Genomic DNA, 26,303 nt, shown 5'->3' with positions numbered 1-26,303 from the left:
GCCGTTCCCGATCCGCGGCGGGAAGGCGTCGGCGGCGCGCCGTCCTCACCGGAACGCGGCCGCGGCCTCCTCCACCCGTGCGACGTAGGCGGCGCGGTCGGCGTCGCCGTCGCGGGTGAGGTTGTCGTTGTCCCGCCGCAGGCCGGCCGCGCCGTCGAGGCCCTCGCGCAGCACGTCGGCGTGCCCGGCGTGCCGGGCCACCTCGGCGAGCACGTGCACCAGCAGCGTGTGCAGCGTGGGGTGCCGCCGGTCCTCGGGCCACCACGGCACCTCGCCGGTCGCGTCGAGCGGCAGTGCGGCCACGGCGGCGTCGGCGTGCGCGGTGGCCCGGGCGTACAGCGCCAGGACGTCCGCGCGCGACTCGTCCGCGCGCACCCAGAGGTCGTCGTCGTCCCCGGCGTCCGGGTCGTCCCACACCATCGGCTCGGGGAACGGCCGGCCCACGACGTTGCCGAGGTAGCCGGCCTCCACGCAGGCCAGGTGCTTGACCAGGCCGAGCAGGTTGGTGCCGGTGGCCGTCAGCGGCCGGCGGACGTCGTACTCGGACAGCCCCTCGAGCTTCCACAGCAGCGCCTCGCGGGCGGTGGTCAGGTAGCGCAGCAGGGTGGTCTTGGCGGCGTCGTCCACCCGCGCAGCCTCTCAGCCCTGGGCGAGCTGGGTGGCGTAGAGGCAGATGGCCGCGGCGGCGGCCAGGTTGAGGCTCTCGGCGCGGCCGCGCATCGGGATCCGCACCCGGGCGTCGGAGGCCGCGGCCAGCTCCGGCGGGACGCCGCGCGCCTCGTTGCCGAACAGCCACAGGACCGGCCCGGCGAGGGTGTCCTCCAGCTCGTCGAGGGCGGCCTCGCCCCCGCCGTCGGCGGCCAGCACGGTGACCCCGCGGGCCCGCAGGCCGGCGACCAGCGGTTCCAGCGGCGCGCCCCGGACGACGTCGACGTGGAACAGGCTGCCCGCGCTGGACCGGACCGCCTTGCCGCCGTACGGGTCGGCGGACCCGGCGCCGAACACCACCGCGCCGGCACCGCAGGCGTCGGCGGTGCGCAGCACGGTGCCGGCGTTGCCGGGGTCGGCCAGGCCGGCCAGGCCGACGGCGAGCGCGGGCGGGTCGGCGGCCAGCCGCTCGGCGGGCAGGTCGCGCAGGGCGCACACGGCGACCAGGCCCTGTGGCGTGACGGTCTCGGACAGGCCCGCCGCCGCCTTCTCGGTGACCAGCCGGACGGGGACGGTCGTGCCGGCGAGCAGGTCGCGGTGCGCGGCGGCCGCGGCCTCGGTGGCGAACACCTCGCGGACGTCGTCCGGTGCGGTGGCCAGCGCCTCGGACACCGCCTGGCGGCCCTCGGCGAGGAAGGCGCCCGCGGCGTCGCGGCCGGCGCGGCGGGTCAGCTTGCGCGCGGCGGCGACCCGCCCCGACCGCTCGGTCAGCAGCTCGCTCACGTCGTCCTCCCGTCTCGGTCGAGATCGCGCGATCTCGGCGTTACCGGCGCCGCCCCGCGGCGAGATCGCGCGATCTCGGCGTTCCCCGCGCGTCCCGGCGGCGAGATCGCGTGATCTCGACCAGGAACACCCGCCCCCACACGCACCGACGCCGCCGGCGCCGGCCCTGGGGCCGGGCACCGACGGCGCCGGGAGGGGTGGTTCTAGGCGGCCTGCTCGCCGCCGGCCGGGGTCGCGGCGACGGCGGCCCGGGCGGTCTCCACCAGGGCGGCGAAGGCGGCCGGCTCGTTGACCGCGAGCTCGGCGAGCACGCGGCGGTCGAGCTCGATGCCGGCCAGCTTCAGGCCCTGCATGAACCGGTTGTAGGTCATGTCGTTCTGCCGCGCGGCGGCGTTGATGCGGGTGATCCACAGCTTGCGGAAGTCACCCTTGCGCACCTTGCGGTCGCGGTAGTTGTAGGTGGCCGAGTGGAGGATCTGCTCCTTGGCCTTGCGGTACAGGCGCGAACGCTGACCGCGGTACCCGCTGGCGGCCTCGAGGGTCGTCCGGCGCTTCTTCTGGGCGTTGACCGCCCGCTTCACGCGTGCCACGTGAGAACTCCTTGCTGGTTACGGGAGGCGGGGGCTCAGATGCCCAGCAGCTTCTTGATGGTCTTCGTGTCGGCCGGGGACATGACCTGGTCCTTCTCCAGCCGGCGCTTGCGCCGCGAGCTCTTGTGCTCGAACTTGTGCTGGTTGTTGGCCTGCTCGCGCATGATCTTGCCGGTGCCCGTGACGCGCACCCGCTTCGCGGTGCCCTTGTGGGTCTTCTGCTTCGGCATGTCCTCGTCGTCCTGTTCGTGGGTGTCGGCGCCGCCCGGCAGCACGGGGCTGCCGAGACGACGCCGGCCGTCTCGGTGGTGCGGTCCTGCTGTGCGACCGGGTCAGGCCGTCGGGGTCTGCCCCTCGGCGGCCCGGTCGGCCTTGGCCTGACGGCGCGCGCCGTCGGTCGCGGCCTGGTTCCGGTGCGGGGCGATCACCATGACCATGTTCCGGCCGTCCTGCTTGGGGTTGGACTCGACCACGCCGAGCTCGGCGACGTCGGCGGCCAGCCGCTGCAGCAGGCGGTAGCCCATCTCGGGCCGCGACTGCTCGCGACCGCGGAACATGACGGTGATCTTGACCTTGTCGCCGCTCCTGAGGAAGCGCTCGACGTGGCCCTTCTTGGTCTCGTAGTCGTGCGGGTCGATCTTCAGGCGCAGCCGCATCTCCTTGATCACGGTGAGCGCCTGGTTCCGCCGGGCCTCGCGGGCCTTCTGCGCGGACTCGTACTTGAACTTCCCGTAGTCCATCAGCTTGACGACCGGCGGCCGGGCCATCGGCGCGACCTCGACGAGGTCGAGCTCGGAGTCCTGCGCCAGGCGCAGCGCCTCGCCGATCGGCACGATGCCGACCTGCTCGCCCTCCGGGCCCACCAGGCGGACCTCGGGGACGCGGATACGGTCGTTGATACGGGGCTCGGTGATGGCCTCTCCTCTGCTCTGTCACACGGGAGGAGGTCGCGCCCACCCGGGCACCGGAGACGGCGAGGGCCCCGTGAGCGGTGCTCACAGGGCCCGTCTCGCCGGTGCGGCACCGGCCCGTCGCCGGGCCGGGCACGTCGCGGGGTCCCGGCCGGGGCAGGCCGGACTCCCGCGAACCGGGGACCTGGGCGCCTCGACGGCGCCAGGTGGGAGCGGGCTCCTCTTGGTCAGCGGCCCGGGGCGGGGCCGCTGGGGTGGTTCACGCGCCTCGTGTAGCGGGGAGGCACGCCCATGCTACAGCGTCGCGGTCGGGCCGGGTATTCCGGTGGCCGGGACGGCGCTCACTCGTGCAGCAGCGGGCCGTGCGCCGGCGCGGGGCGGGCGGCGACGTCGGCGGCCAGCAGCGCCCGCAGCCCCTCGACGGCGGTGACCGCGCGCTCGCCGTCGACCGCCTGCAGCGCCGTGATCGCCATCGCGTCGCCGTTGGTGAGCTCCAGGGTGGCCACCCACGCCCGGCGGTCGAACCGGACGCCGCGCACCGCCGCCCAGGGCAGCGTCCGCTGCCCCAGCAGGTTGCGCACCCGGATGCCCGAGGCGTCGGCGTCGACCCGGGGCCGGCCCAGCAGCAGGATCCCCGCGCCGACGAACAGGCCGATCCCGGCGATGGCCACGCGGTCGGCGGCGTCGAACGGGTTGAGCTCGTCCGAGGGCCGGGTGACGAGCGCGGTGACGACCATGACGACGACGACCGTGACGGCGAGCAGCGTGCAGACCACCCGCATGAGGAGGGGGACGGCGGAGATCCGGGTGGGGGTGGCGGGCGGCGTCGGCACGCCCCCATGGTCCCAGCCCGGCGCGCCCGGCCGGGGCTGGCAGAGTGCCGGGGCGTGGACGCAGGCGGCGTGGAGGTGACCGGCGAGGCGCAGCGCGCCGCGTGGCGCGAGCGGTCGGTGCCCGCCGTCGAGCGGGTGCGGCCGGGCCTGTGGTCGGTGCCGGTACCGATGGGCGGCCCGCTGCGCTGGGTGAACGCGTACGTGCTCGAGCTGGCCGGCGGCGGGCTGGGCCTGGTCGACACCGGCTGGGACGCCGACGACAGCTGGGCGGCGCTGTGCGCCGGGCTGGCCGGGATCGGCGCCGGCGTCACCGAGGTCCGCGGGGTGCTGGTCACCCACATGCACATGGACCACGTGGGCCTGGCCGGCCGGGTGCGGGAGGCGTCGGGCGCGTGGGTGGCGATGCACCCGGCCGACGCCCGCGACCTGACCACCTTCACCGCCCGCTCCCCCGAGGAGTCCACCGAGGTGGAGGTCGCCTTCCTCGTCGGGCTCGGCGCTCCCGAGGCGGACGCCCGCGCGGACGCCGGGACGCCGGAGGAGCGCGCGCGGTGGCGGCGGCTGGCGCTGCCCGACCGGCTGCTCGAGGACGGCGACCGCGCGGACCTGCCCGGCTGGGCGCTGCGCGCCGTCCACACGCCCGGGCACACCGCCGGGCACCTGTGCTTCGCCGACGAGGCCACCGGCCTGTTCTTCGCCGGCGACCACGTCCTCCCCCGCATCAGCCCGAACGTCTCGACGCACGCCGGCGGCGCCGCCGACCCGCTGCGCGACTACCTGACCTCGCTGGAGCGGGTCGCCGGGGAGGAGGCCGACGAGGTGCTGCCCGGCCACGAGTGGCGCTTCCGCGGCCTCACCGGGCGGGTCCGCGAGCTGCGCGCGCACCACGAGCGCCGGCTGGCCGAGCTGCTGGCCGCGGTCCGGGCGCACCCCGGGAGCACCCCGTGGGACCTGGCCGCGCACCTGACGTGGTCGCGGCCGTGGTCGCAGTACGAGCGGCGGATGCGGATCTTCGCCGTCACCGAGACCGACGCGCACCTGCGGCTGCTGGTCAGCCGCGGGCTGGTCGTCCGCGACGGCGCGCGGGTGCCGCGCCACACGGCGGCACCACTGCGCTGATCCGGCACTAACCTGGGTGCCTGCAGGCCGCGGCACCTCGAACACCCGGGTGGCCACGGCCGGTCCCCGCGAGGTGCCCGTGTCCCAGGACGCCACTCGTTCGCTCCCCCTGGCCGACGAGCTGTCGGTCGTCTCCGCCCGCGTGGCGGGGCTCCTGCTGTCCGAGGAGACCGTCTCCACCGCACTGGGCCTCGTCAGCGCCCTGGTGCTGCAGACCGTCCCGGCGGCGGCCGGCGCGGGCGTCTCGATCGTCGACCGCAGCGGCCGGCGGTCGTCGGGCTCGACCGACCCGCTGGTCGAGCGCGCCGACGCGCTGCAGTACGAGCTCGACGAGGGGCCGTGCCTGGCCGCGGCCTCCGAGCGGACGCTGGTGCGCGCCGACGACCTGTGCACCGACCCCCGCTGGCCGCGCTGGGCCGCGGCGGCCACCGACCTGGGCCTGCTGTCCACGATCAGCGCCCCGCTGGTGGCCGGGGACCGCACCGTCGGCGCGCTGAAGGTCTACGGCACCGACCCCGGCGCCTTCACCGACCACGACGCGCAGGTGCTCACCCTGTCCGCGGCGCAGGCGGCGCTGCTGGTCGTGCACGTCACCGCGCGGGACCAGGCGCGCCGGGCCAGCGAGGACCTGCGGCTGGCGGTGACCACCCGCGACGTCGTCAGCACCGCGAAGGGCGTGCTCATGGCCCGGCACGGCGTCGGGGAGGAGACCGCGCTGGCCATGCTCCTGTCCCGCTCCGGGGGCGACGCCGGGACGCTGCGCCAGGCGGCCCGGGCCATCGTCGACTCCGCCGTCCGCCGGCTGCGCTGATGCTCCCGACCGACGGCCCCGCCGAGGACCCGCGGACGCCGCTGCGGGCCGCGCTGCACCACGCCGACCTCACCCTCGAGCAGCTGTGGCTGCGGTACTTCGAGCTCGGCGGCAACGCGGACATGTTCGACGTCGAGGCGTACCTGGACGGGCTGGCGTGCCTGTCCGACATCGACGGCGACCTGCTGGCGGTCGCGGTCAACGAGCGCCTCGACGAGCTGTCCGCGGCCCGCCGGGTGCCCTACTCCCGGGCGCTGCGGCCGCCGCGGCCGACCACCGGCCCGCTGGCGGCGCTGCTGCAGCTGCTCGAGGCCGCCCGCACCGCCCCGCCGGACCGGCTGCCGCAGCTCGCCGCGCAGGCCGGCCGGGTGCTCGGCGTCGACGTCGCCGTGCACGTCGTCGACCACGAGCAGCGCCGGCTGGTGCAGCTGTCCGGCGGCGGCCGGCCGGTGGGCGAGCCGATCGCCGTCGACGGCACGCTGGCCGGGCGGGTGTTCCAGCACGGGCAGCCGCTGCCGTCGGAGGCCGGCGGCGTGCCGCGCCTGTGGGTGCCGCTGCTCGACGGCGCGGACCGGGTCGGCGTCCTGGAGGTGCGGGTGGAGGCGGCCCGGGACCTCGAGGACCCCGGCCTGCGCGAGCAGTGCTGGTGGCTGGCCTCGATGGTCGCCCACCTGGCCACCTCGATGGGCGTCTACGGCGACGTGCTGGAGCGCAGCCGGCGCGGCCGGCCGCGGACGCCGTCGGCCGAGCTGGTGTGGCAGCAGCTGCCGCCGCTGACCGCCGCCACCGACGCCTTCGTCCTGGCCGGCCTGCTCGAGCCGAGCGACGACGTCGGCGGCGACGCCTTCGACTACGCCCTCGCCGAGGACGAGGTGTGGATGACCGTCCTCGACGCCATGGGTCACGGCCTCGGCGCGGGGCTGATGAGCGCCGCCACGCTGGCCACCGCCCGCAGCGTGCGGCGGGACGGGCGCGGCCTGCACGACCAGGTCCGCGCGGTCGACGAGGTGGTCGCGACGACCTTCACCGGCAGCGCCTTCGTCACGGGGGTGCTCGCCCAGCTCGACGTCACCACAGGGCGGCTGCGCTACGTCCGCGCGGGGCACCCGCCGCCGCTGCTGCTGCGGCGCGGGCGGGTGGTCAAGGAGCTCACCGCGGGCGGGCGGGTGCCCTTCGGCCTCGGGACGGCGGCGTTCGAGGTGGCCGAGGAGGTGCTCGAGCCCGGGGACTGGCTGGTGCTCTACACCGACGGCGTCACCGAGGCGCGCGACGCCGCGGGGCGGTGGTTCGGCGAGCAGCGGCTGGTCGAGTTCCTGACCCGCGCGGCCGCGGCCGGGCAGCCGCCGCCGGAGACGGTCCGCCGGCTGGTGCGCGCGGTCCTCGACCACCAGGGCGGGGTGCTGCAGGACGACGCCAGCATCCTGATCGCGTCCTGGGCCGTGCGCTGACCGGTCGCACCACCGCGGCCGGCCGGCGGTGCAGGGGCCGTCACACGACCGCAACGCCCACGGGCCACCATGGACCGGTGACCTCCTCCCCCGACGCCCCGGCGCTCGCGACCGGCCCGGAGCAGCCCGGCCCGGAGCAGGCCGGCCCGGAGCAGGCCGCCGGCCCCGCGCCGCTGGCCGGGTACACCGTGGCGGTCACTGCCGCGCGGCGGCGGGAGGAGCTCGGCGCGCTGCTGGACCGCCGCGGCGCCCGGGTGGTCTACGCCCCGGCGATCCGGATCGTGCCGCTGGCTGACGACGCCGAGCTGGTCGCCGCCACCGAGGCGGTGCTCGCCGCGCCGGTGGACCTGGTGGTCGCGACGACGGGCGTGGGGTTCCGCGGCTGGCTGGAGGCCGCCGAGGCGTGGGACCTGCCGCTCGTCGGGCACCTGCGCGGCGCCCGGGTGCTCGCCCGCGGCCCCAAGGCGCGCGGCGCCATCCGCGGCGGCGGGCTGGTCGACGCGTGGTCGCCGGCGTCGGAGTCCTCGGCCGAGGTGCTCGAGCACCTGCTGTCCGGCGCCGAGGGCCCGCTGGCCGGGCGCCGGGTCGCCGTCCAGCTGCACGGGGACCCGCTGCCGGAGTTCGTCGACGCGCTGCGGGCCACCGGCGCCGAGGTGCTGACCGTGCCGGTGTACCGGTGGGTGCTGCCCGAGGACGTCGCGCCGCTGCGCCGGCTGGTCGGGATGGTCGCGGCCCGCGCGGTCGACGCGGTGACGTTCACGAGCGCGCCGGCCGCGGCCAGCCTGCTGTCGGTGGCCACGGAGCTCGGCCGGCGGGAGGAGCTGGTGGCCGCGCTGACCGGCGGGGTGCTGCCGGTCGCCGTCGGCCCGGTCACCGCCGGCCCGCTGACCGCCGCCGGGGTGCCGACGCTGCAGCCCGAGCGCTCCCGGCTGGGCGCCCTGGCCCGCGAGGTCGTCGCCCGGCTGCCCGAGCGCGACCCGGTGCTGCGGGTCGGGGACGCCGCGCTGCAGGTCCGCGGGCACGCCGCCGTGCTCGACGGCCGCCTGGTGGAGCTGCCGCCGGGGCCGATGGCGGTGCTGCGGGCGCTGGCCGCCCGTCCCGGCGCCGTCGTCGCCAAGCCCGACCTGGTGCGCGGGCTGCCCGGCGGCGGGGACGGGCACGCCGTGGAGATGGCGGTGACCCGGCTGCGCGCCGCGCTCGGGCCGGGCGTCGTCGAGACCGTCGTCAAGCGCGGCTACCGCCTGGCGGTCTGAGCGCCTGGCGGTCTGAGCGGGTCCCCCTGTGCACCTCCGCGGACGTGCACAGGGGGACGGGCGCTCAGACGCCCGCCGTGCGGGCGGTCGGCCGCAGGTAGACCGCCCAGGTGACCGCGACGCAGACGGCGTAGAAGGCGATGAACACGAGGTAGGCGGCGTCGCCGCTGCCGGTGGTGAGGAACGACTGGCGGAACGCCAGGTTGACCAGCACGCCGCCGAACGCGCCGACGGCGCCGGCGATGCCGATCAGCGCCCCGGACGTCCGCAGCGCCTGCCGGTCGGCGGCGGCGGGGTCGGCGCCCGCGGCGACCTGCTGCAGCGCCCGGGTGCGGAAGACCGCCGGGATCATCTTGTAGGTCGAGCCGTTGCCGACGCCGCTGAGCACGAACAGCAGCACGAACCCGACGACGAACAGCGGCAGCGACCCCACCTGGCCGGCGGTGAACACGACCGCGGCACCGGCCGCCATCGCGACGAAGGTCCAGAAGGTGATCCGCGCGCCGCCGTAGCGGTCGGCCAGCGAGCCGCCGAGCGGGCGGACCAGGCTGCCCAGCAGCGGGCCCAGCCAGGTCAGCGACGCGGCCGCCAGCGGGGTGGCGAAGTCGGCGCCGAACTGGTTCTGCAGCACCTGCCCGAAGGCGAACCCGAAGCCGATGAACGAGCCGAAGGTGCCGATGTAGAGGAAGGACACGACGTAGGTGTGCGGCTCGCGGGTCGCCTCGCGCATGGCCCGCGGCTGGTTGCGCGCCGTCGTCAGGTTGTCCATGAGCAGCGCCGCGCCGACGGCGGCGACGACGACCAGCGGGACGTAGACGAGCAGCACGATCCGCGGGTGCTCGACGCCGGCCGTGGCGAGCACGAGCAGGCCGACGAGCTGGATCACCGGGACCCCGAGGTTGCCGCCGCCGGCGTTGAGGCCCAGCGCCCAGCCCTTGAGCCGGTCGGGGTAGAAGGCGTTGATGTTGGCCATGGAGCTGGCGAAGTTGCCGCCGCCGACGCCGGCCAGGCAGGAGACGACCAGCAGCGTCGTGTAGGAGACGCCGGGCTCGAGGACGACCGCGGTGGCGACCGTGGGGACCAGCAGCAGGGCGGCGCTGACGATCGTCCAGTTGCGGCCGCCGAACTTCGCGACGGCGAAGGTGTAGGGCAGCCGCACGACGGCGCCGAGCGCGGTCGGCAGCGTGGTGAGCAGGAACTTGCCGGCCGGGTCGATGCCGAACACCGGCTCGGGCAGGAACAGCACGACGACCGACCACAGGCTCCAGACCGAGAAGCCGACGTGCTCGGAGAACACCGAGAAGAACAGGTTGCGGCGGGCGACCCGCCGGCCGGTGGTCTCCCAGAACAGCGGGTCCTCGGGACGCCAGTCGTCGATCCAGCGCCCGCCGCGCGGCGGGCTCGGCGGCGCGGGGGCGGTGGGTGGCGCGGTGCGCGTGGGGGCGGCCATGGCCCGGAAGCGTCGCGGGCCGCGATTTCCCCGCCGTCGCCGTCGGGCTGACCGTGTGTTCCGTTGTGCTCACCGGCCCTGCCCCGCTGTGGTGAGGGTCCGGCCGCCGGGCCGACACGGAGCGGCCGGCTCGGCCATGATCGACGGCGTGGCGGAGTACACGGAGGCGGCACCGGGACGCGCGCTCGTGGAGTCCGGGGAACTGGTCGCCGGGACGATGGCGCGCACGGCCGCGGGGCTGGTGTTCGACGACGGCTCGGCGAAGGTGCGCCTGGACGGCGGGCTGGCCGCGTGGCTCCGGCGCACCGCGACCGCGGCCGACGCCGACCCGCCCGCGCCGGTGTCCTCCCGCGCCCGGTGCCGCGCCGGCGCCGCGCTGGCCTTCGCCGCCGAGCTGTCGGTGACCCGCGCCGCCCAGGGCCGCGCGGTGCGCACCGACGGCTTCCTCGCCTCCGGCCCCGGCGACCGGGCGCCCGCCGACGAGGTGGCCGAGGCCGCCGTGCTCGCCGCCCGCGCGGTCACCGAGGAGTGGCGGGTGCGCCACCTCGGCTACCTGCTCGCCGAGGCCGCCGTCTCCCCCGACCTCGACGCCGCCGTCGTGTTCCGCGGGCTGCGGTTGGCCACGGAGCTCACGGGGCGGCAGTGGGTGCTGCTGGCCGCGGTCGGCCGGCGCGAGCGCACCCCGCTGCCGATGGCGCCGGTCCCGCAGGACCCCCGCGGCTGGACGGCGTGGGGCGCGCTCGAGGACCTCACCGACCTGCAGCGCCGCGGCCTGCTCGACCCGCCGCCCGCGACCCCGCGCCCCGGCGGCGCGGCGCTCCCCCGGCTGCGCCCGGCCGACCTGCGGCTGACCCGCCGCGGCGTGCTCGTGCACCGGCTGCTGGCGCTGGACTTCGTGCGCGACCAGGCGGTCGCCGCCGCCCTCGCCGACCTGGCCTGACCCTCCCTCGCGGATCGTGATCGACCCGTGACCTGCCGCTGTGGGTCTGCCGGGGGCCCCGCCGCGTGTAGAGGGTGACGGCGACCGGCGGGAGGCACGGGGTGGACCAGCGGGGCTTCGAGGACTTCGTGTCCCGCGAGCAGGCGGGGCTGCTGCGCCTGGCCGTGCTGCTGGCCGGGGACCGCGGGCACGCCGAGGACCTGGTCCAGACCGCGCTGCTGAAGACCTACCGGCACTGGGACCGGGTCGCCCGCGGCGGCGACCCGGCCGCCTACGTCCGCCGCGTCGTCGTCACCACCCACACCAGCTGGCGGCGCCGGCTCGCGAGCACCGAGCAGGTGGTCGAGGCGCTGCCCGACCGGGCCGACCCGGCGGTGCCGCGCCAGGACGACGAGGAGCTGCGCGCCGCGCTGCGCTCGCTGCCGCCGCGGATGCGCGCCGCCGTCGTCCTGCGCTACTACGCCGACCTCTCCGAGCAGCAGGCGGCCGAGGCGATGGGCTGCTCGACCAGCGCGGTGAACACCCACACCACCCGGGGGCTGGCCCGCCTGCGCGCGCTGCTGGTGCCGCCGGTCCTCGTGAGCGGGGAGGACTCCTGATGGACGACCTGACCGACCGGCTGACCCGGCTGGCCGAGCGCACCGCTCCCCCGCCGCGGGAGGACCTCGCCCGGGCCGTGGTGACCCGGCACCGCGCGCGGCGCCGGCAGACGCTCGGGCTGACCGCGGTGGCCGCGGCGGTGGCGGCCGTGGTGGTCGCCGTCCCGGTCGCGCTCCGGGACCCCGGCGACGGGGACGTGCCCGCGGTCGGCGTGGCCGCGCCCGGGCCGGCCGCCGCCTCCGCCGACGTCCTCACCGGGCCGACCCGCGGCTCGCTGGCCGGGGACGCCGCCTTCGTCGAGGGCGTGCGGCAGCTGCCGTGGACCGACAGCCCGGGCGACCACGCCCCCGACTCCCCGCCGGAGGCCCGCCGCGTCGTGTACGCCGGGGACGCCGCCGGCCGGCGGTGGGTGCTGGTCGCCGGCGAGGACCCGGCGATGGCCGCGAACCGGCCCGTCGACCCCGCCGACCCCACGGCCGCCGGCACCCTGGCCGCCGTCTGGTTCACCGGCCCGGAGGGCGCGGCCCCGGAGCAGCTGCAGCGGGCCGGGTCGATGTCGGGGCTCGCGGCGGGGCGGCCGGTGGCGCTGTCGGACGCGAGCACCGGCGCCCTGCTCGTGGTCGCCGCGCCGGGGGACGTCGTCGAGGTGTCCCGCCGTCCGGAGGTGGCCGCCGACGGCACGGTGGGCCGCGACTTCGTCCCGGTCGACGCGCCCGACGGCGTCGCGGCACTGGCGCTGGACCCGGCGACCGGGTCCTACGACGAGGCGCTGCGCTACCGCGTGGTCCGCGACGGCGCGACGGTGGTGACCGCGATGCCGATGACCTGGCGACCGGAGGACTCCACCCCGCCGAGCCCGGCGCTCGCGGTGGGCACGGACCCCGTCCTGGACGCGGCGGTCGACCACGTCTTCGTCGTCACGGGCCTGCGGCCGGAGGAGGTCACCCTCGACCTCGTGTGGTCCGGGAGCGTGCCGGGCGGGGACGGTCCGGGGACGCTGCGGCTGCTCGCGGCGACGCTGCCCTCGGGCGCGGCCTACCTGGAGGCGACGCTCACCGGGAGCGCGGGCACCGGCGCCGCGTCCGGCACCTGGTGCGCCACCGACCTCCTGCCGGCCGGCGCACCGGTGACCGCACGGGGGTTCGTGCTGCGGTGCCCGGAGGCCGACGGCGCCGTGCTGATCGGCCCGCCGGGTGCCGTGACCGCCCGGGTGGACGGCACGGACGTGCCGCTGCGGGACCGGGTCGCCGCGGTTCCGGGCGACGGCGCCGAGGTCCTGTTCCTGGCCGCCGACGGCACCGTGCTCGCCCCCGCCGAGGAGCTCGGCTTCGACGGCCTCGAGCGGCTCGCCGCGACCCACGGCTGGGACTGACGTGCCCGCCGAGCCCGCCTCCGTCGTCGCCGCCCGGCAGCCGGCCGAGGAGGCGCGGGACCGCCGGACCGCCCCGCGCCGGCGGCGGCCGGTGCCGCTGCCCGCCGGACGGGTGCTGCTCGCGGCGGGGCTGGCGACCGGCTGCGCGGGCGGGTCCGGCGGCCCGGGCGAGGTCGTCTGCCCGGCGATCGGCTGGGTCAACGCGGTGCGGGTGGAGCTCACCGGCGACTGGACCGGGCAGGCGCCGTCGTCGGTGCGGGTGGTCTGCGAGCCCTCGTGCGGGCAGGCCGTCCGCCTCGACCGGGACCCCGAGCCGGTCACCGAGGTCACCGCGCCGCTGACCGGGGCCACGGCCGGCGTGCCGACGGACATGCAGACACCGGACGCCGCGACCGTCACCGTGCTCGCGGCCGGCGGCGGCGCGCTCACCGAGGTCGGCGTCGACCTGGACTGGGTGCGGGTCGGCGGCAGCGAGGAGTGCGGCGGCCCGATGGCGGCCACCGTCGCCGTCCCGGCACCCTGAGCGGTCAGGCCGAGCGGGCGTAGGCGGCGGGCGTCGTCGCCAGCATCCGGCGGAAGTGCCGGGTGAGGTGCGCCTGGTCGAAGAAGCCGACCGCCGTCGCCACCTCCGCGGCGGGCAGCCCGTCGAGCAGCAGCCGCCGCGCGCGGTCGACCCGCCGGCCGGTGAGGTACCGGTGCGGCGGCAGCCCGTGCCGGCGGGTGAACGCGCGGACCAGGTGGGTCGGGTGCACGCCCCACCCGGCCGCCGTCGCCTCCAGGGACACCCCGTCCGCGAGCCGGGCGTCGAGCAGGTCGCGCAGCCGGTCGGCGAGCGGGTCGTCCCGCACGGGCGGGGCCGCGACGACGGCGCGGTCGAGGTGCCGGCCCAGCCGCTCGAGCACGAACGCCAGCCGGCTCTCCGCCTCCAGCGCCTCGGTGTGCGGCGCGAGCGCGGCGTGCAGCCGGGAGACGCGGTCGCGCAGCACGGGGTCGGCGTACGCGGGGTGGTCGACGGCGGTGCCGATCCGCCGCTCGCCCAGGGTCGCCGGCTCCAGGTACAGCACCCGCTTGCGGAAGCCGCCGGGGAACTGGGACCGCCCGTCGTGCGGCACGCCGGGCGGCAGCAGGGTGACCCCGGCCGGGGACGCGCCGTGGGCGTGCCGGTCGAGGTCGTAGCGGACGGCGCCGTCGTCGACGAGCAGCAGCGTCCAGGCGTCGTGGGTGTGCGGCGGGTGGACGTGGTCGGTGAACCGGGCGTGGAACACCTCGATCAGGCCCGGGACCGGAGGCCGCCAGGCCACCACCTCGGCCGTCACGTCAGGAACGTACGAGAACGGGACCGCCGCCCGGCCCGACGCTGCAGGGCGTGGAGACGCTGCCCCTCGAGGAGACCGTGGACGTCGGCCCGCCGTGGCCCACGAAGATCGCCGTCCTGCTGCGGGAGGGCCTGCTGCCGTGGCAGGAGCTCAACGTGACCGCGTTCCTGGCCGGCGCGGTCGCCGCCGCGGTGCCGGAGCTGGTCGGCCGGCCCTACGAGGACGCCGACGGCACGCGGTACCTCGCGATTTTCCGCCAGCCGGTGCTGGTCCTCACCGGTCCCGGGGAGCTGCTCGCCCGGGCGCGGACGCGGGCGCTCGAGCGGGGGCTGCCGACGTCGCTGTCCACCGCGGACCTGTTCGCCACCGGCGGCGACGCCGAGAACCGGGCCGCCGTGCGCGCGGTCGCCGGCGCCGACTTCGACCTGGTCGGGATCGCCGTGCACGGACCGCGGAACGCCGTCGACAAGGTCACCAGGGGCGCCCGCATGCACCCGTGAGGGCAGGATCGCCGGGATGGAGGAGTCGCCGCACGTCCCCGTCACCCACACCGACTGCGCGGACGTCCCCGGGCCCTCCTTCCACGGGACGCGGGCGACGCTCGCCGTCGGCGACGAGCTGGTCCCCGGCCGCGGCCCCGACGTCCGGGCGGGCCGGGTGATGGACCACGTGTACTCCACGTCGCTGGTCGACACCGCCGCCTGCGGGCGCGGAGCCGGCGACGGCGCCGGCCGGGGACGGGCACCGGGGACACGTCCACGTCGTGGCGCCGCTGGGCCCGTTCGAGGACGACCCGAACGTCACCGACGAGCGGTTCCCCGGCAACCCCACGCGGTCCTACCGGACCCGCTCCCCCGCTGCGCGTCGTCGGCGAGGTGGAGGGCCGGGAGGGGCACGCTCCGGAGGTCGTGGCGGGGATGCTCGCGTCCCTCGCGCGGCTGCGCGAGCAGGGCCTCGACGTCATCGAGGACTGAGCGGTGTGGGCACGCAGCGCGATCCGGAGGACCCCGGGACCGCGCTGCGTGCACACCCTGCGCCTCAGACGTCGACGACGAGCATCCCGTCCACCTCGCGGACCGGGTACACGCGCACCGGGCCGACGTCGCCGGCGGTCGGGGCGCCGTCGGCCCACCGGAACCCGTAGAGGTGCAGCGGGCAGACGAGCACGTCCGGGTCGGTCTGCCCGTCGGCGAGCGGGCCGCCGGCGTGCGGGCAGGCGGCCTGGGTGGCGTGCAGCGACCCGTCGCGCAGCCGGAAGACGGCGACCTGCACGTCCCCGGCGACGAACGCCCGCCCCTCCCCCGGCGGCACGTCCCCGGCCCGGCCGACCGCGTACGCCCGGACGGCGGCGGGACTGGCCGGCCGGGTGTCGACGACGCTCATCGGACCGGCACCTGCGGCAGCGGGACCAGCGGCAGCGCGGGCCGGAACTGCCCCGGCGTGGCCGGCTCGGGGCCGTCCTGCCCCCACGGGTCGGTGTAGGCGTCGATCGAGCGCTGCAGGCCGGCGTCGAGGTCGGCGCAGGTGCCCTCGGCGTCGTCGACCACCACCGACCGGACCCGCTCCAGCCCGACCCGCGGCACGAAGTCGTAGGTCCGCTCCAGCCAGTTGGCGTGCTCCCGGTAGTACTGCACGAACCGGCCGACCAGCGTCGTCACCGCCTCCGGGGAGTCGACGGTGGCCAGCAGGTCGCCCTTGCGGACCGTGGCCCCGGCGGCACCGCCGACGTACACCTCCCACCGGCCGCTGCCGACGGCGACGACGCCGACGTCCTTGACGTAGGCCTCGGCGCAGTTCCGCGGGCAGCCGACGACGGCCATCTTGATCTTCGCGGGGCTCTCGATGCCCTGGAACCGCGTCTCCAGGTCGATGCCGAGCTGCGTGGAGTCGTCGAGGCCGAAGCGGCAGAAGTCGCTGCCCACGCAGGTCTTCACCGTGCGCATGCTCTTGCCGTAGGCGTGGCCCGAGGGCATCCCGAGGTCGGCCCACACCGCGGGCAGGTCCTCCTTGCGGACGCCGAGCAGGTCGATCCGCTGGCCGCCGGTGACCTTCACCATCGGCACCTCGTACGTCTCGGCGACGTCGGCGATGCGGCGCAGCTGGGCCGGCGTCGTCACCCCGCCCTTCATCTGCGGGACGACGGAGAAGGTGCCGTCGCGCTGGATGTTGGCGTGCACGCGGTCGTTGACGAACTCGGCGTCCTTCTCCCGCACGAAGTCGCTGCCCCACACCGTCTTGAGCAGCGAGGTGAGGCCCGTCTTCGAGCGGGCGTCCTCCTTGCCGCCGGGGGCGAGCGCGGCGAAGACGGCCGAGACGCTGCGCAGGTCCTGCTCGCGGATCGCGGCCATGAGCGCCGGCTTGGCCAGCGGGATGCCGGGGACGTACCAGGACGCGGCCGGGTCCTCGGCCACCTCTCCGCCGGCGGCCCACTCCACGATCTGCTCCACCAGGGACGTGCAGGACCCGCAGCCCTTGCCGGCGTGGGTGCGGTCCATGACCGCGCCGACGCTGCCGCAGCCGTCGGCCACGGCCCCGCAGATCGCGCCCTTGGTCACGCCGTTGCAGTTGCAGACCTGCGACTCGGCCGGCATGTCGGCGACACCGACCTCCTCCTTGCCGTCGGACAGGTCGACCAGCAGCCGGATGCGCTCCCCGGGCAGTGCGGTGCCGCGGTCGAAGGCCTGGGTCAGGTAGGCGACCTTGCGGGTGTCGCCGAGCAGCGTCGCGCCGACCAGCCGGTCGTCGCGGATCACCACCGACATGTGCACCCCGCGCCGCGGCTCGGAGATGACGAGGAACTCGTCGGAGTCCCGCTCGGGGGTGCTCACGCCCATCGTGGCGACGTCGACCCCGGCGACCTTGAGCTTGGTCGCCGTCCGGCTGCCGTGGTACTCCGCCGTCGGGTCGGTGCCGGTGAGGACGTCGGCCAGCACCCTCGCGTGCTCCCAGGCCGGCGCGACCAGGCCGTAGACCGAGCCGCGGTGCTGGGCGCACTCCCCGATGGCGTAGACGTCGGGGTCGTCGGTGCGCAGCTGGTCGTCGACGACGACGCCGCGCTCCACCTCCAGCCCCGAGCGGACGGCGACGTCGGTGTGCGGGCGGACCCCGGCGGCGACGACGAGCAGGTCGCAGTCGATCCGCCGCCCGTCCCTCAGCAGCACGCCCTCGACGGCGTCGTCGCCGAGCACCTCGGTGGCCAGCACGTCGAGGTGCACGGTGATGCCGAGCGCCGTGACGCTGCGCTCGAGGACGGCGCCGGCCTCCCGGGAGAGCTGGGCGTTCATCAGCCACGGCATCGCGTGCACGAGGTCGACCTCGAGGCCGTGGCCCTGCAGCGCGCGGGCGGCCTCCAGCCCCAGCAGCCCGCCGCCCATGACCACCGCCTTCCGGCAGCGGCCGGTGGCGGCGAGCATCTCGCGGGTCTCGTCGATGGTGCGGAAGCCGTACACGCCCGGCAGCAGGCTGCCGTCGTCGCGGCGGACGCCGGTCATCGGCGGGACGAAGCTGTAGCTGCCGGTGGCCAGCACCAGGTGGTCGTAGGCGGCGGTGGTCCCGTCGGCGGCGTGGACGACCTTGGCGGCGGTGTCGATCCGCTCCACCCGGACGCCCGCGCGCAGCGTGACGCCGTTGTCGGCGTACCAGTCGTGGCTGTTGAGGACGATGTCGTCCTCGTGCGTCTCCCCGGCCAGCACCGGGCTGAGCAGGATCCGGTTGTAGTTGCCGTGCGGCTCGTCGCCGAACACGGTGGTGCGGAACTGCTCGCCGCCGCCGCGCTCGAGCACCTCCTCGACGAACCGGGCGCCGGCCATGCCGTTGCCGACGACGACCAGCCGCGCGCGGGTGTCGAGGTCGGCGTCCATCGCGATCGTGGTCAGCCCCTCCGGGCGACCGCCCAGGACGGCGGTCATCACACCTCCACCAGGCCCAGGTCGACGACGAGCTCGCCGGTGACGCCCTCGGGCGCGGCGGCGTGCAGCTCGACGACGCAGCCGCCGGGCAGGTCCTCGACCACCCGCAGCGGCACGTGCACGTCGCCCTTCGCGCCGATCGGGAACCAGCGCACCGGCTCCCCGTCGCGCACCAGCAGGACGTAGACCAGCTCCGGGGTGGAGTTGCCGCCGCGGAAGTACAGCGCCTGCGCGGTGGCGCCGGCGGGCACCTGGTAGCGCAGCGCCGGGTCGATGGGCCCGGGCTCGGCCAGGCCCTCCCCGGTGACCGGGAAGACGCCTTGCAGGAATCTCGGGGTGCTCTTCACGGGATGGCTCCTCCTCGGGCTCCGGGCCGGGGGCCGGGGTGCGGGCGGGACGGTGCGGGTGTGCGGCTGCGGCACGGGCTGGGTCGCGGCGTCGGGGGCGGGCGGCCGCTCGGCCGGGCCGCCGACGCGGGTGACGGCGACCGCGCAGGCCTTGAAGGCGGGCATCCGGCTGACCGGGTCGAGCGCGGGGTCGGTGAGCGCGTTGGCGCTGGCCCCGCCGCCCCAGTGGAAGGGCACGAAGACGGTGTCGGGGCGGATGGCGTCGGTGACCGCGGCGTGGAAGCGGGCGCGGCCGCGGCGGGTGGCCAGCTCGACGACGTCGTCGTGCGCGATGCCGAGCCGGCGGGCGAGGTCGGGGTGCAGCTCCGCCCGCGGGACCGGGGCCACCAGCTGCAGGCTGCGCGTCCGCCGGGTCTGGGTGCCCGACTGGTACTGCGCGAGCACCCGGCCGGTGGTGAGCACGTACGGGTACTCGGCGTCGGGCTGCTCGCGCGCGCCGGTGTGGTGCACCGGCACGAAGCGGGCGCGGCCGTCGGGGGTGGCGAAGCGCTCGGTGAACAGCCGCGGCGTCCCGGGGTGGTCCGGGCCGGGGCAGGGCCAGAAGACGCCCTGCTCGGCGTCGATGCGGTCGTAGGTGATGCCCGAGTAGTCGGCCGCTCCCCCGGCGCTGGCCCGGCCGAGCTCGGCGAAGACGGTCTCGGGGTCGGCGGAGAAGCCCCGCGCGCCCAGCCGCTCCGCCAGCTCCGCGAGCAGTGCCAGGTCGTCGCGGACGCCCTCGGGCGGGTCGAGCGCGCGCCGCCGCCGGATGACCCGCCCCTCGAGGTTGGTCATCGTCCCGGACTCCTCGGCCCACATCGCGCTGGGCAGGACGACGTCGGCCAGCTCGGCGGTCTCGGAGAGGAAGAAGTCGCTGACGGCGAGGAAGTCCAGGTCGCCGAGCCGGCTGACCACCCGGCGGGCGTCGGGGGCGGAGACGGCGACGTTGGAGGCGAGCACCAGCAGGGTGCGCACGCCGCCGTCGCTGCCGAGCGCGTCGAGCAGCTCGAAGGCGCTGCGCCCGGGCACCGGCAGGTCGTCGGGGTCCACGCCCCAGACGGCGGCGACGTGCGCGCGGTCGGCCGGGTCGGCGAGCCGGCGGTAGCCGGGCAGCTGGTCGGCCTTCTGCCCGTGCTCGCGGCCGCCCTGCCCGTTGCCCTGGCCGGTGAGGGTGCCCCAGCCGCTGCCGGGCCGGCCGGGCAGGCCGAGGGCCAGCGCCAGGTTCAGCCACGCGGTCGCGGTGTCGGTGCCCGCGCTGTGCTGCTCGGCGCCGCGCGCGGTCAGCACCACGGCCCGCTCCGCCCGGGCGAGCGCGGACACCGTGCGCCGCTGCTGCTCCACGGGCACGCCGGTGATCCGCTCGACCCGGTCCGGCCAGTAGCTCCGCACCGCGGCGCGCACGGCGTCGGAGCCGGTGGTGCGCGCGGCCACGTACGCCTCGTCGACCAGTCCCTCGGCCACCGCGACGTGCAGCAGCCCGTTGGCCAGCGCGAGGTCGGTTCCGGGCAGCGGCTGCAGGTGCAGCCCGGCGCTGCGGGCGGTCGCCGTCCGGCGGGGGTCGACGACGACGTGCAGCGCCCCGCGCTCCCGGCCGGCGTCGAGGTGCTGCATCGCCGGCGGCATGGTGTCGGCCGGGTTGCTGCCCACCAGCACGACGACGTCGGCCTCGGCGACGTCGGCCAGCGGGAACGGCAGCCCGCGGTCCAGGCCGAACGCGCGGGTGGCCGCGGCGACCGCCGAGGACATGCAGAAGCGGCCGTTGTAGTCGATGGCGCTGGTGCCCAGCGCGACCCGGGCGAACTTGCCGAACTGGTAGGCCTGCTCGTTGGTCAGCGACCCGCCGCCGAAGCAGCCGACGGCGTCGCGGCCGTACCGGGCCTGGGTGCGCCCGACCGCGGCGACGACGCGGCCGAGCGCCTCCTCCCAGGAGGACTCGACCAGCGGGCTGGTGCGGTCGCCGGGCACCGCGCGGACCAGCGGGCGGGTCAGCCGCTCGGGGTGGTCGAGCAGCTCGGCCGCCGACCAGCCCTTGCTGCACAGCCCGCCCCGGTTGGTCGGGAAGTCGAGGGGTACGAGCGTCGCGGGACGGTCGCCGGCGGTGACCGCCGTGCCGCACTGCAGCGAGCAGTAGGGACAGTGCGTCGCGGTGGTCCGCGTGCGGGGACCGGCCGGTGCGGCGGCGCCGGACGGGAGGGGTGCGGACACGGCTCCGAGCGTCGGGTGCGGCGGTTTCCCCGCGGCCACGACGACGTCAAGGCTGCGTTCCGGAGACCTCACGGGCGGGCACGGGGCCCGGTGCGGCCGCCCGACGGTCAGGATGGGGGCGCCGGAGGACGGGAGGTGGTGCGCGGTGGCGTCGGACGACACGGTGCCCGTGCCCCGGCCCGACGCCGTCGCGCCGGCGTCCGCCCGGCCGGGGCTGGGCCGGCGGCGCATCCTCGCCGGCGCGGTCGAGTTCATCGACCGGTACGGCCTGGCCGCGCTCACCATGCGCCGGCTGGGCGCGCACCTCGGCGTCGAGGCGATGGCGCTCTACCGGTACGTGCCCGGGCGGGAGCAGCTGCTCGACGGCGTCGTGGAGACCGTCGTCGACGAGCTGTACGGCGACCCCGAGGTGCACCTGGAGCCCTCCGACGGCTGGCAGGACTACCTGCAGCGGCTGGCGCACGGCGTCCGGCGGATCGCGCTGGCCCACCCCGAGGTGTTCCCGCTGGTGGCCACCCGGCCGCCCGACGCGCCCTGGGTACGGCCGCCGCTGCGCAGCCTGCGCTGGGTGGAGTCCTTCCTCGCCGCGCTGACCGCCAGCGGCTTCTCGGCCGAGGCGGCGGTCAGCGCCTACCGCGCCTACTCGGGGTTCCTCCTCGGTCACCTGCTGCTGGAGGTGTCGCAGCGCGGCGTGCCGGTGACCGCCGAGGACCGAGCCGACGACGCCGGGCCGCGCACCTCGCTCGACCTGGGCCGCTACCCGCACGTGGTGGCCTACGAGGAGCTGCTGTCGCGCGACGAGTCGGCGGCGGAGTTCGAGCTGGCCCTGGAGGCGCTGCTGGAGCGGCTGGAGGGGGTCCGGCGGGAGCAGCGCGGCCCCTGACCCCGCGTGGTGTCATGGTGGGGTGAGCGAACCCGGGCCGACGGTCCACGTCGGCGTCCCGGTCGTCCGGGCGGCCGAGCCGCGCGACGTGCCGCGCATCGCCGCCACCCTCACCGTGGCGCTGGCCGAGTCGCGGTGGGTGCGCTGGGCGCTGCCGCTGGACGGGCGCACGCAGCGGCTCACCCGGCTCGCCGAGCTCGACGCCGGGCACCGCGGGGTCGCCACCGGCACCACCTGGGTCAGCGAGGACGTCGACGCGGTCGCCTCCTGGGACGCCCCCGCCGGGGCCGCGACGCCGGTGCCGGCCGACGTCCTCGCGGCCCTGGAGCGGGAGGTGCCGCGGCTGCACGCCGACCGCGCCGACGCCGTCGCGCGCACCGAGGCCGAGCTCGCCGCCGCGCTGCCCGAGGGCCCGCACTGGCGGCTGCGCGCGCTGGCCACCCGGCCGCGCTCCCGCCGGCGCGGGCTCGGCGGCGCGGTGCTCGCGCCGGTGCTGGCCCGCTGCGACGCCGACGGCGTGCCCGCCGCACTGGTCGCCCCCGCCTGGGCGGTGGTGCGCTTCGCCCGCGGCCTGGGCTTCGAGGTGACGCGGGCGACCCGCTCGGCCGACGGGCAGCTGCCGCTGTGGGTCGCGGTCCGGCCGCCCGGCGTGCCGATGCCGGAGTTCTAGTCCCAGCTCCCCCGGCGGCGCTTGAGCTCGCCACGGCGCTTCTTCTCCGCGATCCGCCGCTCCTGCGAGCCGCGGGTGGGCTTGGTGCGCCGGCGCGGCGGTGGCGGCGCGGCGAGGGCGGCACGCAGCACCGCGGCCAGCCGCTCGCGGGCGGCGGCCCGGTTCCGCAGCTGCTGCCGGTGCTCACTGGCCGCGATCGTCAGGACGCCGTCGACCAGCCGCGGGCCCAGCCGCTCGGCCAGCCGGTCCCGCTGCGCGTCGGTCAGCCCGCGCAGCTCCAGCGGCGCGACCGACAGCTCGACGCGCGAGTCGGCGGTGTTGACGCCCTGCCCGCCGGGCCCCGAGGACCGGGAGAAGCGCCACGCCAGCGCCGCGGCGGGGACGACGAGGGAGCGGGTGACCGGGAGGTCGCCGCTGGTGTCGTCGCTGCCGGGCACGCGCCCAGTCTCGCCGACGCCCCCGCCCGCCGCGATCACGGCCTTCCGGTGAGGACACGCCGACGGCACCCGGCGTGTCGCCCGGCGGAGTCCGGGATCGCGGGGTCAGGCCGGCAGCGGCGGGACGAGGGCGCCCAGCAGCCGGCGCACGACCGCCTCGTCGCCGTCGACGCGCAGCTCCCCGGCGGCCAGGGCGTCGTCGAGGGAGCGGCGGCCGAAGGCGACCGGGCGCAGCACCGCCGGCGCGCCGGACAGGACGGCGTCGGGTGCCTCGGAGCCACTCCGGACGGCGGACAGCCGGCCCCCGCCGACGGTCAGGGTGACCCGGTCGGGTGCCGCGGGGTCGTCGACGACCAGCTCCACCCGCGCCGACCAGCCGGCCAGCCCGGCGGGGTCGGCGAGCGTGCGCAGCGCGAGGACGAACGCGTCGGTGCCCAGGTCCCCGGCGGCGGTCTGCGCGGTGCGCGAGCCCCACCGGCCGAGCGCGAGCAGCACGTCCTCGAGCTCGCGGCCGCGCGGGGTGAGGGCGTAGACCCGCCCGCCCACCGGCGGCCCGGCCACCGACCGCGTGACGATCCCGGCCGCCTCCAGGTCGCGCAGCCGCTGGCTGAGCACGGTCGGGCTGCTGCCGGGCAGCCCGCGGGCCAGGTCCGTGTACCGCTTCGGGCCGAGCAGCAGCTCGCGGACGACGAGCAGCGCCCACCGCTCCCCCACGACGTCGAGGGCGCGGGCGACGCCGCACGGGTCGTCGTAGCTGCGTCGGTCCGGCACGCCGCCGAGGCTACCCCTTGCACTATGTCGCACCTAGTCGCTACTACTGATTCCGTAGCAACCGATCCGAGGAGGAGCCGTGGGCACGCTCAGCATCGTCGAGAACACGAGCCTGGACGGCGTCGTGCAGGCGCCGGGGTCGCCGGACGAGGACACCCGCGGCGGGTTCACCCACGGCGGCTGGTTCGCGCCCTACCCCGACGGCGTCCTCGGCGAGGTCATGGGCCGCGGGATGGCCGCCGAGGGCGCGATGCTGTTCGGCCGCCGCACGTTCGAGTCGATGCAGGCCGCGTGGGCCGGCACCACCGACAACCCGTTCGGCCCGGTGCTCGACGCCAAGCGGAAGTACGTCGTCACCCGGGACCCGGGCTACGCGCCGACGTGGGCGAACACCACGGTCCTCGCCGGCGACGCGGCCGCGACCGTCGCCGAGCTGAAGGCCACCGTCGACGCGGACCTCACCGTGCTCGGCAGCCCCGACCTGCTGGCCACCCTCCTCCCGGCGGGCCTGGTCGACGAGGCGTGGCTCGCCGTCGCGCCGGTCGCCCTGGGCTGCGGCCGCACCCTGTTCCCGGCCGGCGCGCACCTGCGCTGGGAGCTGGTCGAGTCGGTGCCGACGACGACCGGCGTCGTCCTGTCCCACTACCGCCTCGCGCGCTGAGCCCTTCCCCGCCCGCCGGGGCCGTGGTGCGCTGGCCGGCGTGCCACCCACGCTCTACGAGTGGGCCGGCGGTGCCCCGGCCTTCCGGCGCCTGATCGACGCGTTCTACGACCGGGTCGAGCGGGACGACCTGCTCGGCCCGCTGTTCCCCGGCGGCGTGTCCGAGGCGCACCGCGCGCACGTCACCGCCTGGTGGTGCGAGGTGTTCGGCGGCCCGCCGCTCTACACCGAGCAGCTCGGCGGCTACGAGCGGATGCTCGCCCACCACCGCCGGCTGGGGCTGGTGCGCGAGCAGCGGTTCCGGTTCGCCACCCTGATGAGCCGCGCCGCCGACGACGCCGGCCTGCCCGACGACCCGGAGTTCCGCGCGGCCTTCGTCGGCTACGTCGAGTGGGGCACCCGGCTGGCGCTGGCCAACTCGCAGGACGGCGCCGCCGTCGTCGAGCACGCCCCGGTGCCGCGCTGGGGCTGGGGCGTGGCGCCGCCGTACCAGCCCTCCTGAGGACGATGGGGTGGTGACCTCCCTGCCCGCCGCGCTCGCCGCCGGCCCGGTCCTGCTCGACGGCGGCCTGTCCACCGAGCTCGAGGCCCGCGGGCACGACGTCGCCTCGGTGCTGTGGTCGGCGCGGCTGCTGCGCGACGACCCGGGCGCCGTCGTCGCCGCGCACGCCGCGTTCGCCGCCGCCGGGGCACAGGTGGCGACGACGGCGAGCTACCAGGCGACCGTCGAGGGGTTCGCCGCGGTGGGGGTGGACCGGGACGAGGCGCTGGCGCTGGTCGCCCGCTCGGTGGCGCTGGCCCGCGAGGGCGCGCCGGGCGCGTGGGTGGCCGGGTCGGTCGGGCCGTACGGCGCGGCGCTGGCCGACGGCTCGGAGTACACCGGCGCCTACGTGACCGGGGTCGGCGTCGACCGGCTGCGCGCCTTCCACCGGCCGCGGATGGCCACCCTCGCCGACGCCGGCGCCGACGTGCTCGCCTGCGAGACGCTGCCGGCCGCCGCCGAGGCGGAGGCGGTGCTGGCCGAGGCGACGGCGCTGGGCGTGCCGGTGTGGCTGTCGCTGACCACCGTCGTCGACGCCGACGGCGTGGCGCGCACCCGCCGCGGCGAGCGCGCGGCCGACGTGTTCGCGATGGCGCGCGGCGTGCCCGAGGTGGTCGCCGTCGGCGTCAACTGCACCGACCCGGCCGGGGTGCTCCCGGCCCTGGCAGCCGCGGCCGCCGCCGGGGTCCCGCTGGTCGCGTACCCGAACAGCGGCGAGGGGTGGGACGCCGCGGCCCGGCGCTGGACGGGCACCGGCGGCATCGACCCCGGCGACGCCGCGGCGTGGGTGGCCGCCGGCGCGCGCCTGGTCGGCGGCTGCTGCCGGGTGGGGCCGGCCGGCGTCGCCGCGCTCGCCGGCGCGATCGGAGCTCTCTGACCGCACCGCGGAGCGCGGTCCGGCGCTACAGGATCGGGTTGCCGCCGGTCACCGCGACGCGCGCGCCCGACACGTAGGACGCCTCGTCGCTGGCCAGCAGCACGTACACCGGCGCGAGCTCGGCCGGCTGACCGGCGCGGCCCATCGGCACCTGCTGGCCGAAGCTGGCCACCTTCTCCTCGGGCATGGTCGCGGGGATCAGCGGCGTCCAGACCGGCCCGGGCGCGACGCTGTTGGCCCGGATGCCCTTCTCGGCGTACATCTGCGCGAGGCTCGCGGTGAAGTTCGCGATGCCGGCCTTGGTCATGGCGTAGGGCGCGAGGCTCGGGCTCGGCATGTCGGAGTTCACCGACGACGAGTTGATGATCGACCCGCCCGCCGGCATGTGCGGGACGGCGTCCTTGCAGAGGGTGAACATCGCCGTGAGGTTGGTGGCCACCGTGTGGTCCCACTCCTCGTCGGAGACCTCCTCCAGGCTGTCGTGCGACATCTGGAAGGCGGCGTTGTTCACCAGGACGTCGACCTTGCCGAACTCCTCGACGGCCTTCGGGATGATCGTCTTGGCGTGCGCCCGGTCGGAGATGTCACCGGGCACCAGCACGCACCGGCGGCCGGCCTCCTCGACGTACTTCTTGGTGTCCTCGGCGTCCTCGTGCTCGGAGAGGTACGAGATGAGCACGTCGGCGCCCTCGCGGGCGAAGGCGATCGCGACGGCGCGGCCGATGCCGCTGTCGCCGCCGGTGATGACCGCGGCCTTGCCGGCCAGCCGGCCCGATCCGCGGTAGGTCTCCTCACCGTGGTCGGGCTTCGGCTCCATCTCGCCGAGCGTGCCCGGCGGGGTCTGCTGCTGCTCGGGCTGGGACTCGGGGCGGGGTGACGACACGGGGGCTCCT

At 77.1% G+C, this 26,303-nt stretch carries 28 protein-coding genes and 1 pseudogene; 15 read left to right on the top strand and 14 right to left on the bottom strand.

What is annotated here, in order from left to right; all coding sequences use genetic code 11:
• Positions 1-45: 45 nt before the first annotated feature.
• The 6 genes from ACI796_RS19385 to ACI796_RS19360 form a co-directional block, all read right to left on the bottom strand.
• The gene (locus tag ACI796_RS19385) at positions 46-627 is read right to left on the bottom strand and encodes a DinB family protein (RefSeq protein ID WP_456942852.1); all 582 of its coding nucleotides are present in this window, start codon (positions 625-627) and stop codon (positions 46-48) included.
• 12 nt (positions 628-639) lie between these two features.
• The gene (locus ACI796_RS19380; RefSeq protein WP_456942851.1) at positions 640-1,431 is read right to left on the bottom strand and encodes a TrmH family RNA methyltransferase; all 792 of its coding nucleotides are present in this window, start codon (positions 1,429-1,431) and stop codon (positions 640-642) included.
• A 203-nt stretch (positions 1,432-1,634) separates the two neighbouring features.
• Complete coding sequence (gene rplT / locus ACI796_RS19375) at positions 1,635-2,021, bottom strand: 50S ribosomal protein L20 (protein WP_456942850.1); 387 nt, start codon at positions 2,019-2,021, stop codon at positions 1,635-1,637.
• Positions 2,022-2,056: 35 nt separating this feature from the next.
• A complete protein-coding gene (gene rpmI, locus ACI796_RS19370; RefSeq protein WP_456930242.1) occupies positions 2,057-2,251 on the bottom strand; it encodes a 50S ribosomal protein L35 in 195 nt (64 codons plus the stop codon).
• A 102-nt stretch (positions 2,252-2,353) separates the two neighbouring features.
• Positions 2,354-2,884: a translation initiation factor IF-3 gene (infC, locus tag ACI796_RS19365; protein ID WP_456942849.1), complete on the bottom strand. Its 531-nt coding sequence runs from the start codon at positions 2,882-2,884 to the stop codon at positions 2,354-2,356.
• 389 nt (positions 2,885-3,273) lie between these two features.
• Positions 3,274-3,765, bottom strand: coding sequence for a PH domain-containing protein (locus ACI796_RS19360; protein ID WP_456942848.1), 492 nt, complete (start codon positions 3,763-3,765; stop codon positions 3,274-3,276).
• 54 nt (positions 3,766-3,819) lie between these two features.
• Here ACI796_RS19360 and ACI796_RS19355 point away from each other — a divergent pair, with 54 nt between their 5' ends.
• The 4 genes from ACI796_RS19355 to ACI796_RS19340 all read left to right on the top strand — a co-directional run bounded on the left by ACI796_RS19355 (position 3,820) and on the right by ACI796_RS19340 (position 8,396).
• Positions 3,820-4,884, top strand: a complete 1,065-nt coding sequence (locus ACI796_RS19355; protein ID WP_456942847.1) for an MBL fold metallo-hydrolase — start codon at positions 3,820-3,822, stop codon at positions 4,882-4,884.
• A gap of 79 nt (positions 4,885-4,963) precedes the next feature.
• Complete coding sequence (locus tag ACI796_RS19350; RefSeq protein ID WP_456942846.1) at positions 4,964-5,695, top strand: GAF and ANTAR domain-containing protein; 732 nt, start codon at positions 4,964-4,966, stop codon at positions 5,693-5,695.
• Positions 5,695-7,143 (top strand): PP2C family protein-serine/threonine phosphatase, encoded by a 1,449-nt coding sequence (locus tag ACI796_RS19345; protein WP_456942845.1) that lies wholly within the window; start codon positions 5,695-5,697, stop codon positions 7,141-7,143. The genes ACI796_RS19350 and ACI796_RS19345 overlap by 1 nt, the downstream gene beginning before the upstream one ends.
• A 77-nt stretch (positions 7,144-7,220) precedes the next feature.
• Positions 7,221-8,396 (top strand): uroporphyrinogen-III synthase, encoded by a 1,176-nt coding sequence (locus ACI796_RS19340; protein ID WP_456942844.1) that lies wholly within the window; start codon positions 7,221-7,223, stop codon positions 8,394-8,396.
• Positions 8,397-8,460: 64 nt separating this feature from the next.
• Here the strand turns inward: ACI796_RS19340 and ACI796_RS19335 are convergent, their stop codons facing one another.
• Positions 8,461-9,846, bottom strand: a complete 1,386-nt coding sequence (locus tag ACI796_RS19335; protein WP_456942843.1) for an MFS transporter — start codon at positions 9,844-9,846, stop codon at positions 8,461-8,463.
• A gap of 148 nt (positions 9,847-9,994) precedes the next feature.
• Here ACI796_RS19335 and ACI796_RS19330 point away from each other — a divergent pair, with 148 nt between their 5' ends.
• The 4 genes from ACI796_RS19330 (at position 9,995) to ACI796_RS19315 (ending at position 13,281) form a co-directional block, all read left to right on the top strand.
• On the top strand, positions 9,995-10,786 hold the full coding sequence (locus ACI796_RS19330; protein ID WP_456942842.1) for a hypothetical protein: 792 nt from the start codon (positions 9,995-9,997) through the stop codon (positions 10,784-10,786).
• 101 nt (positions 10,787-10,887) lie between these two features.
• A complete protein-coding gene (locus ACI796_RS19325; protein ID WP_456942841.1) occupies positions 10,888-11,385 on the top strand; it encodes a SigE family RNA polymerase sigma factor in 498 nt (165 codons plus the stop codon).
• Positions 11,385-12,758 (top strand): hypothetical protein, encoded by a 1,374-nt coding sequence (locus tag ACI796_RS19320; protein ID WP_456942840.1) that lies wholly within the window; start codon positions 11,385-11,387, stop codon positions 12,756-12,758. The genes ACI796_RS19325 and ACI796_RS19320 overlap by 1 nt, the downstream gene beginning before the upstream one ends.
• Before the next feature lies 1 nt (position 12,759).
• A complete protein-coding gene (locus ACI796_RS19315; RefSeq protein ID WP_456942839.1) occupies positions 12,760-13,281 on the top strand; it encodes a hypothetical protein in 522 nt (173 codons plus the stop codon).
• 4 nt (positions 13,282-13,285) lie between these two features.
• Here ACI796_RS19315 and ACI796_RS19310 read toward each other — a convergent pair whose 3' ends face one another.
• Positions 13,286-14,074, bottom strand: a complete 789-nt coding sequence (locus ACI796_RS19310; RefSeq protein WP_456942838.1) for an AraC family transcriptional regulator — start codon at positions 14,072-14,074, stop codon at positions 13,286-13,288.
• Positions 14,075-14,124: 50 nt separating this feature from the next.
• Here ACI796_RS19310 and ACI796_RS19305 point away from each other — a divergent pair, with 50 nt between their 5' ends.
• Together ACI796_RS19305 and arr are read left to right on the top strand one after the other, a co-directional pair.
• Positions 14,125-14,574: a DUF2000 family protein gene (locus tag ACI796_RS19305; protein WP_456942837.1), complete on the top strand. Its 450-nt coding sequence runs from the start codon at positions 14,125-14,127 to the stop codon at positions 14,572-14,574.
• 16 nt (positions 14,575-14,590) lie between these two features.
• A pseudogene (arr, locus tag ACI796_RS19300) lies at positions 14,591-15,048 on the top strand (NAD(+)--rifampin ADP-ribosyltransferase).
• 64 nt (positions 15,049-15,112) lie between these two features.
• Here the strand turns inward: arr and ACI796_RS19295 are convergent.
• The 3 genes from ACI796_RS19295 to ACI796_RS19285 are packed head-to-tail and all read right to left on the bottom strand — an operon-like array spanning position 15,113 to position 20,570.
• Entirely contained in the window at positions 15,113-15,457 is a 345-nt protein-coding gene (locus ACI796_RS19295; RefSeq protein ID WP_456942836.1) for a Rieske (2Fe-2S) protein, read from the bottom strand.
• The gene (nirB, locus tag ACI796_RS19290; RefSeq protein WP_456942835.1) at positions 15,454-17,982 is read right to left on the bottom strand and encodes a nitrite reductase large subunit NirB; all 2,529 of its coding nucleotides are present in this window, start codon (positions 17,980-17,982) and stop codon (positions 15,454-15,456) included. Before nirB ends, ACI796_RS19295 begins: the two co-directional genes overlap by 4 nt.
• The gene (locus ACI796_RS19285) at positions 17,982-20,570 is read right to left on the bottom strand and encodes a molybdopterin oxidoreductase family protein (RefSeq protein ID WP_456942834.1); all 2,589 of its coding nucleotides are present in this window, start codon (positions 20,568-20,570) and stop codon (positions 17,982-17,984) included. Before ACI796_RS19285 ends, nirB begins: the two co-directional genes overlap by 1 nt.
• Positions 20,571-20,715: 145 nt before the next feature.
• On the opposite strand from ACI796_RS19285, the gene ACI796_RS19280 reads away from it, so the two are divergent.
• Together ACI796_RS19280 and ACI796_RS19275 are read left to right on the top strand one after the other, a co-directional pair.
• Positions 20,716-21,453 carry a TetR/AcrR family transcriptional regulator C-terminal domain-containing protein gene (locus tag ACI796_RS19280; RefSeq protein WP_456942833.1) on the top strand — a complete coding sequence of 246 codons (738 nt, stop codon included), beginning with the start codon at positions 20,716-20,718 and terminating at the stop codon, positions 21,451-21,453.
• Positions 21,454-21,475: 22 nt separating this feature from the next.
• A complete protein-coding gene (locus ACI796_RS19275) occupies positions 21,476-22,123 on the top strand; it encodes an N-acetyltransferase (protein WP_456942832.1) in 648 nt (215 codons plus the stop codon).
• Here ACI796_RS19275 and arfB read toward each other — a convergent pair.
• Positions 22,120-22,560 carry an alternative ribosome rescue aminoacyl-tRNA hydrolase ArfB gene (gene arfB, locus ACI796_RS19270; RefSeq protein ID WP_456942831.1) on the bottom strand — a complete coding sequence of 147 codons (441 nt, stop codon included), beginning with the start codon at positions 22,558-22,560 and terminating at the stop codon, positions 22,120-22,122. The two genes, ACI796_RS19275 and arfB, sit on opposite strands and share 4 nt — an antisense overlap.
• Positions 22,561-22,665: 105 nt before the next feature.
• A complete protein-coding gene (locus ACI796_RS19265) occupies positions 22,666-23,331 on the bottom strand; it encodes a winged helix-turn-helix transcriptional regulator (RefSeq protein WP_456942830.1) in 666 nt (221 codons plus the stop codon).
• Positions 23,332-23,410: 79 nt separating this feature from the next.
• On the opposite strand from ACI796_RS19265, the gene ACI796_RS19260 reads away from it, so the two are divergent.
• From ACI796_RS19260 to mmuM, 3 genes are read left to right on the top strand one after another with little or no spacing between them, the layout of a single operon-like run.
• Positions 23,411-23,992: a dihydrofolate reductase family protein gene (locus tag ACI796_RS19260; protein ID WP_456942829.1), complete on the top strand. Its 582-nt coding sequence runs from the start codon at positions 23,411-23,413 to the stop codon at positions 23,990-23,992.
• Positions 23,993-24,032: 40 nt separating this feature from the next.
• Positions 24,033-24,494 carry a group II truncated hemoglobin gene (locus ACI796_RS19255; protein ID WP_456942828.1) on the top strand — a complete coding sequence of 154 codons (462 nt, stop codon included), beginning with the start codon at positions 24,033-24,035 and terminating at the stop codon, positions 24,492-24,494.
• Between the two features lie 13 nt (positions 24,495-24,507).
• Positions 24,508-25,410, top strand: a complete 903-nt coding sequence (gene mmuM / locus ACI796_RS19250; RefSeq protein ID WP_456942827.1) for a homocysteine S-methyltransferase — start codon at positions 24,508-24,510, stop codon at positions 25,408-25,410.
• A gap of 25 nt (positions 25,411-25,435) precedes the next feature.
• Here the strand turns inward: mmuM and ACI796_RS19245 are convergent, their stop codons facing one another.
• Complete coding sequence (locus ACI796_RS19245) at positions 25,436-26,293, bottom strand: SDR family oxidoreductase (protein WP_456942826.1); 858 nt, start codon at positions 26,291-26,293, stop codon at positions 25,436-25,438.
• Positions 26,294-26,303: the final 10 nt, after the last annotated feature.

It is taken from the genome of Geodermatophilus sp. SYSU D00525 (genome assembly GCF_054050475.1).
The sequence above is the reverse complement of the archived record's forward strand: the minus strand, read 5'-3'. Positions and strand labels throughout refer to the sequence as shown.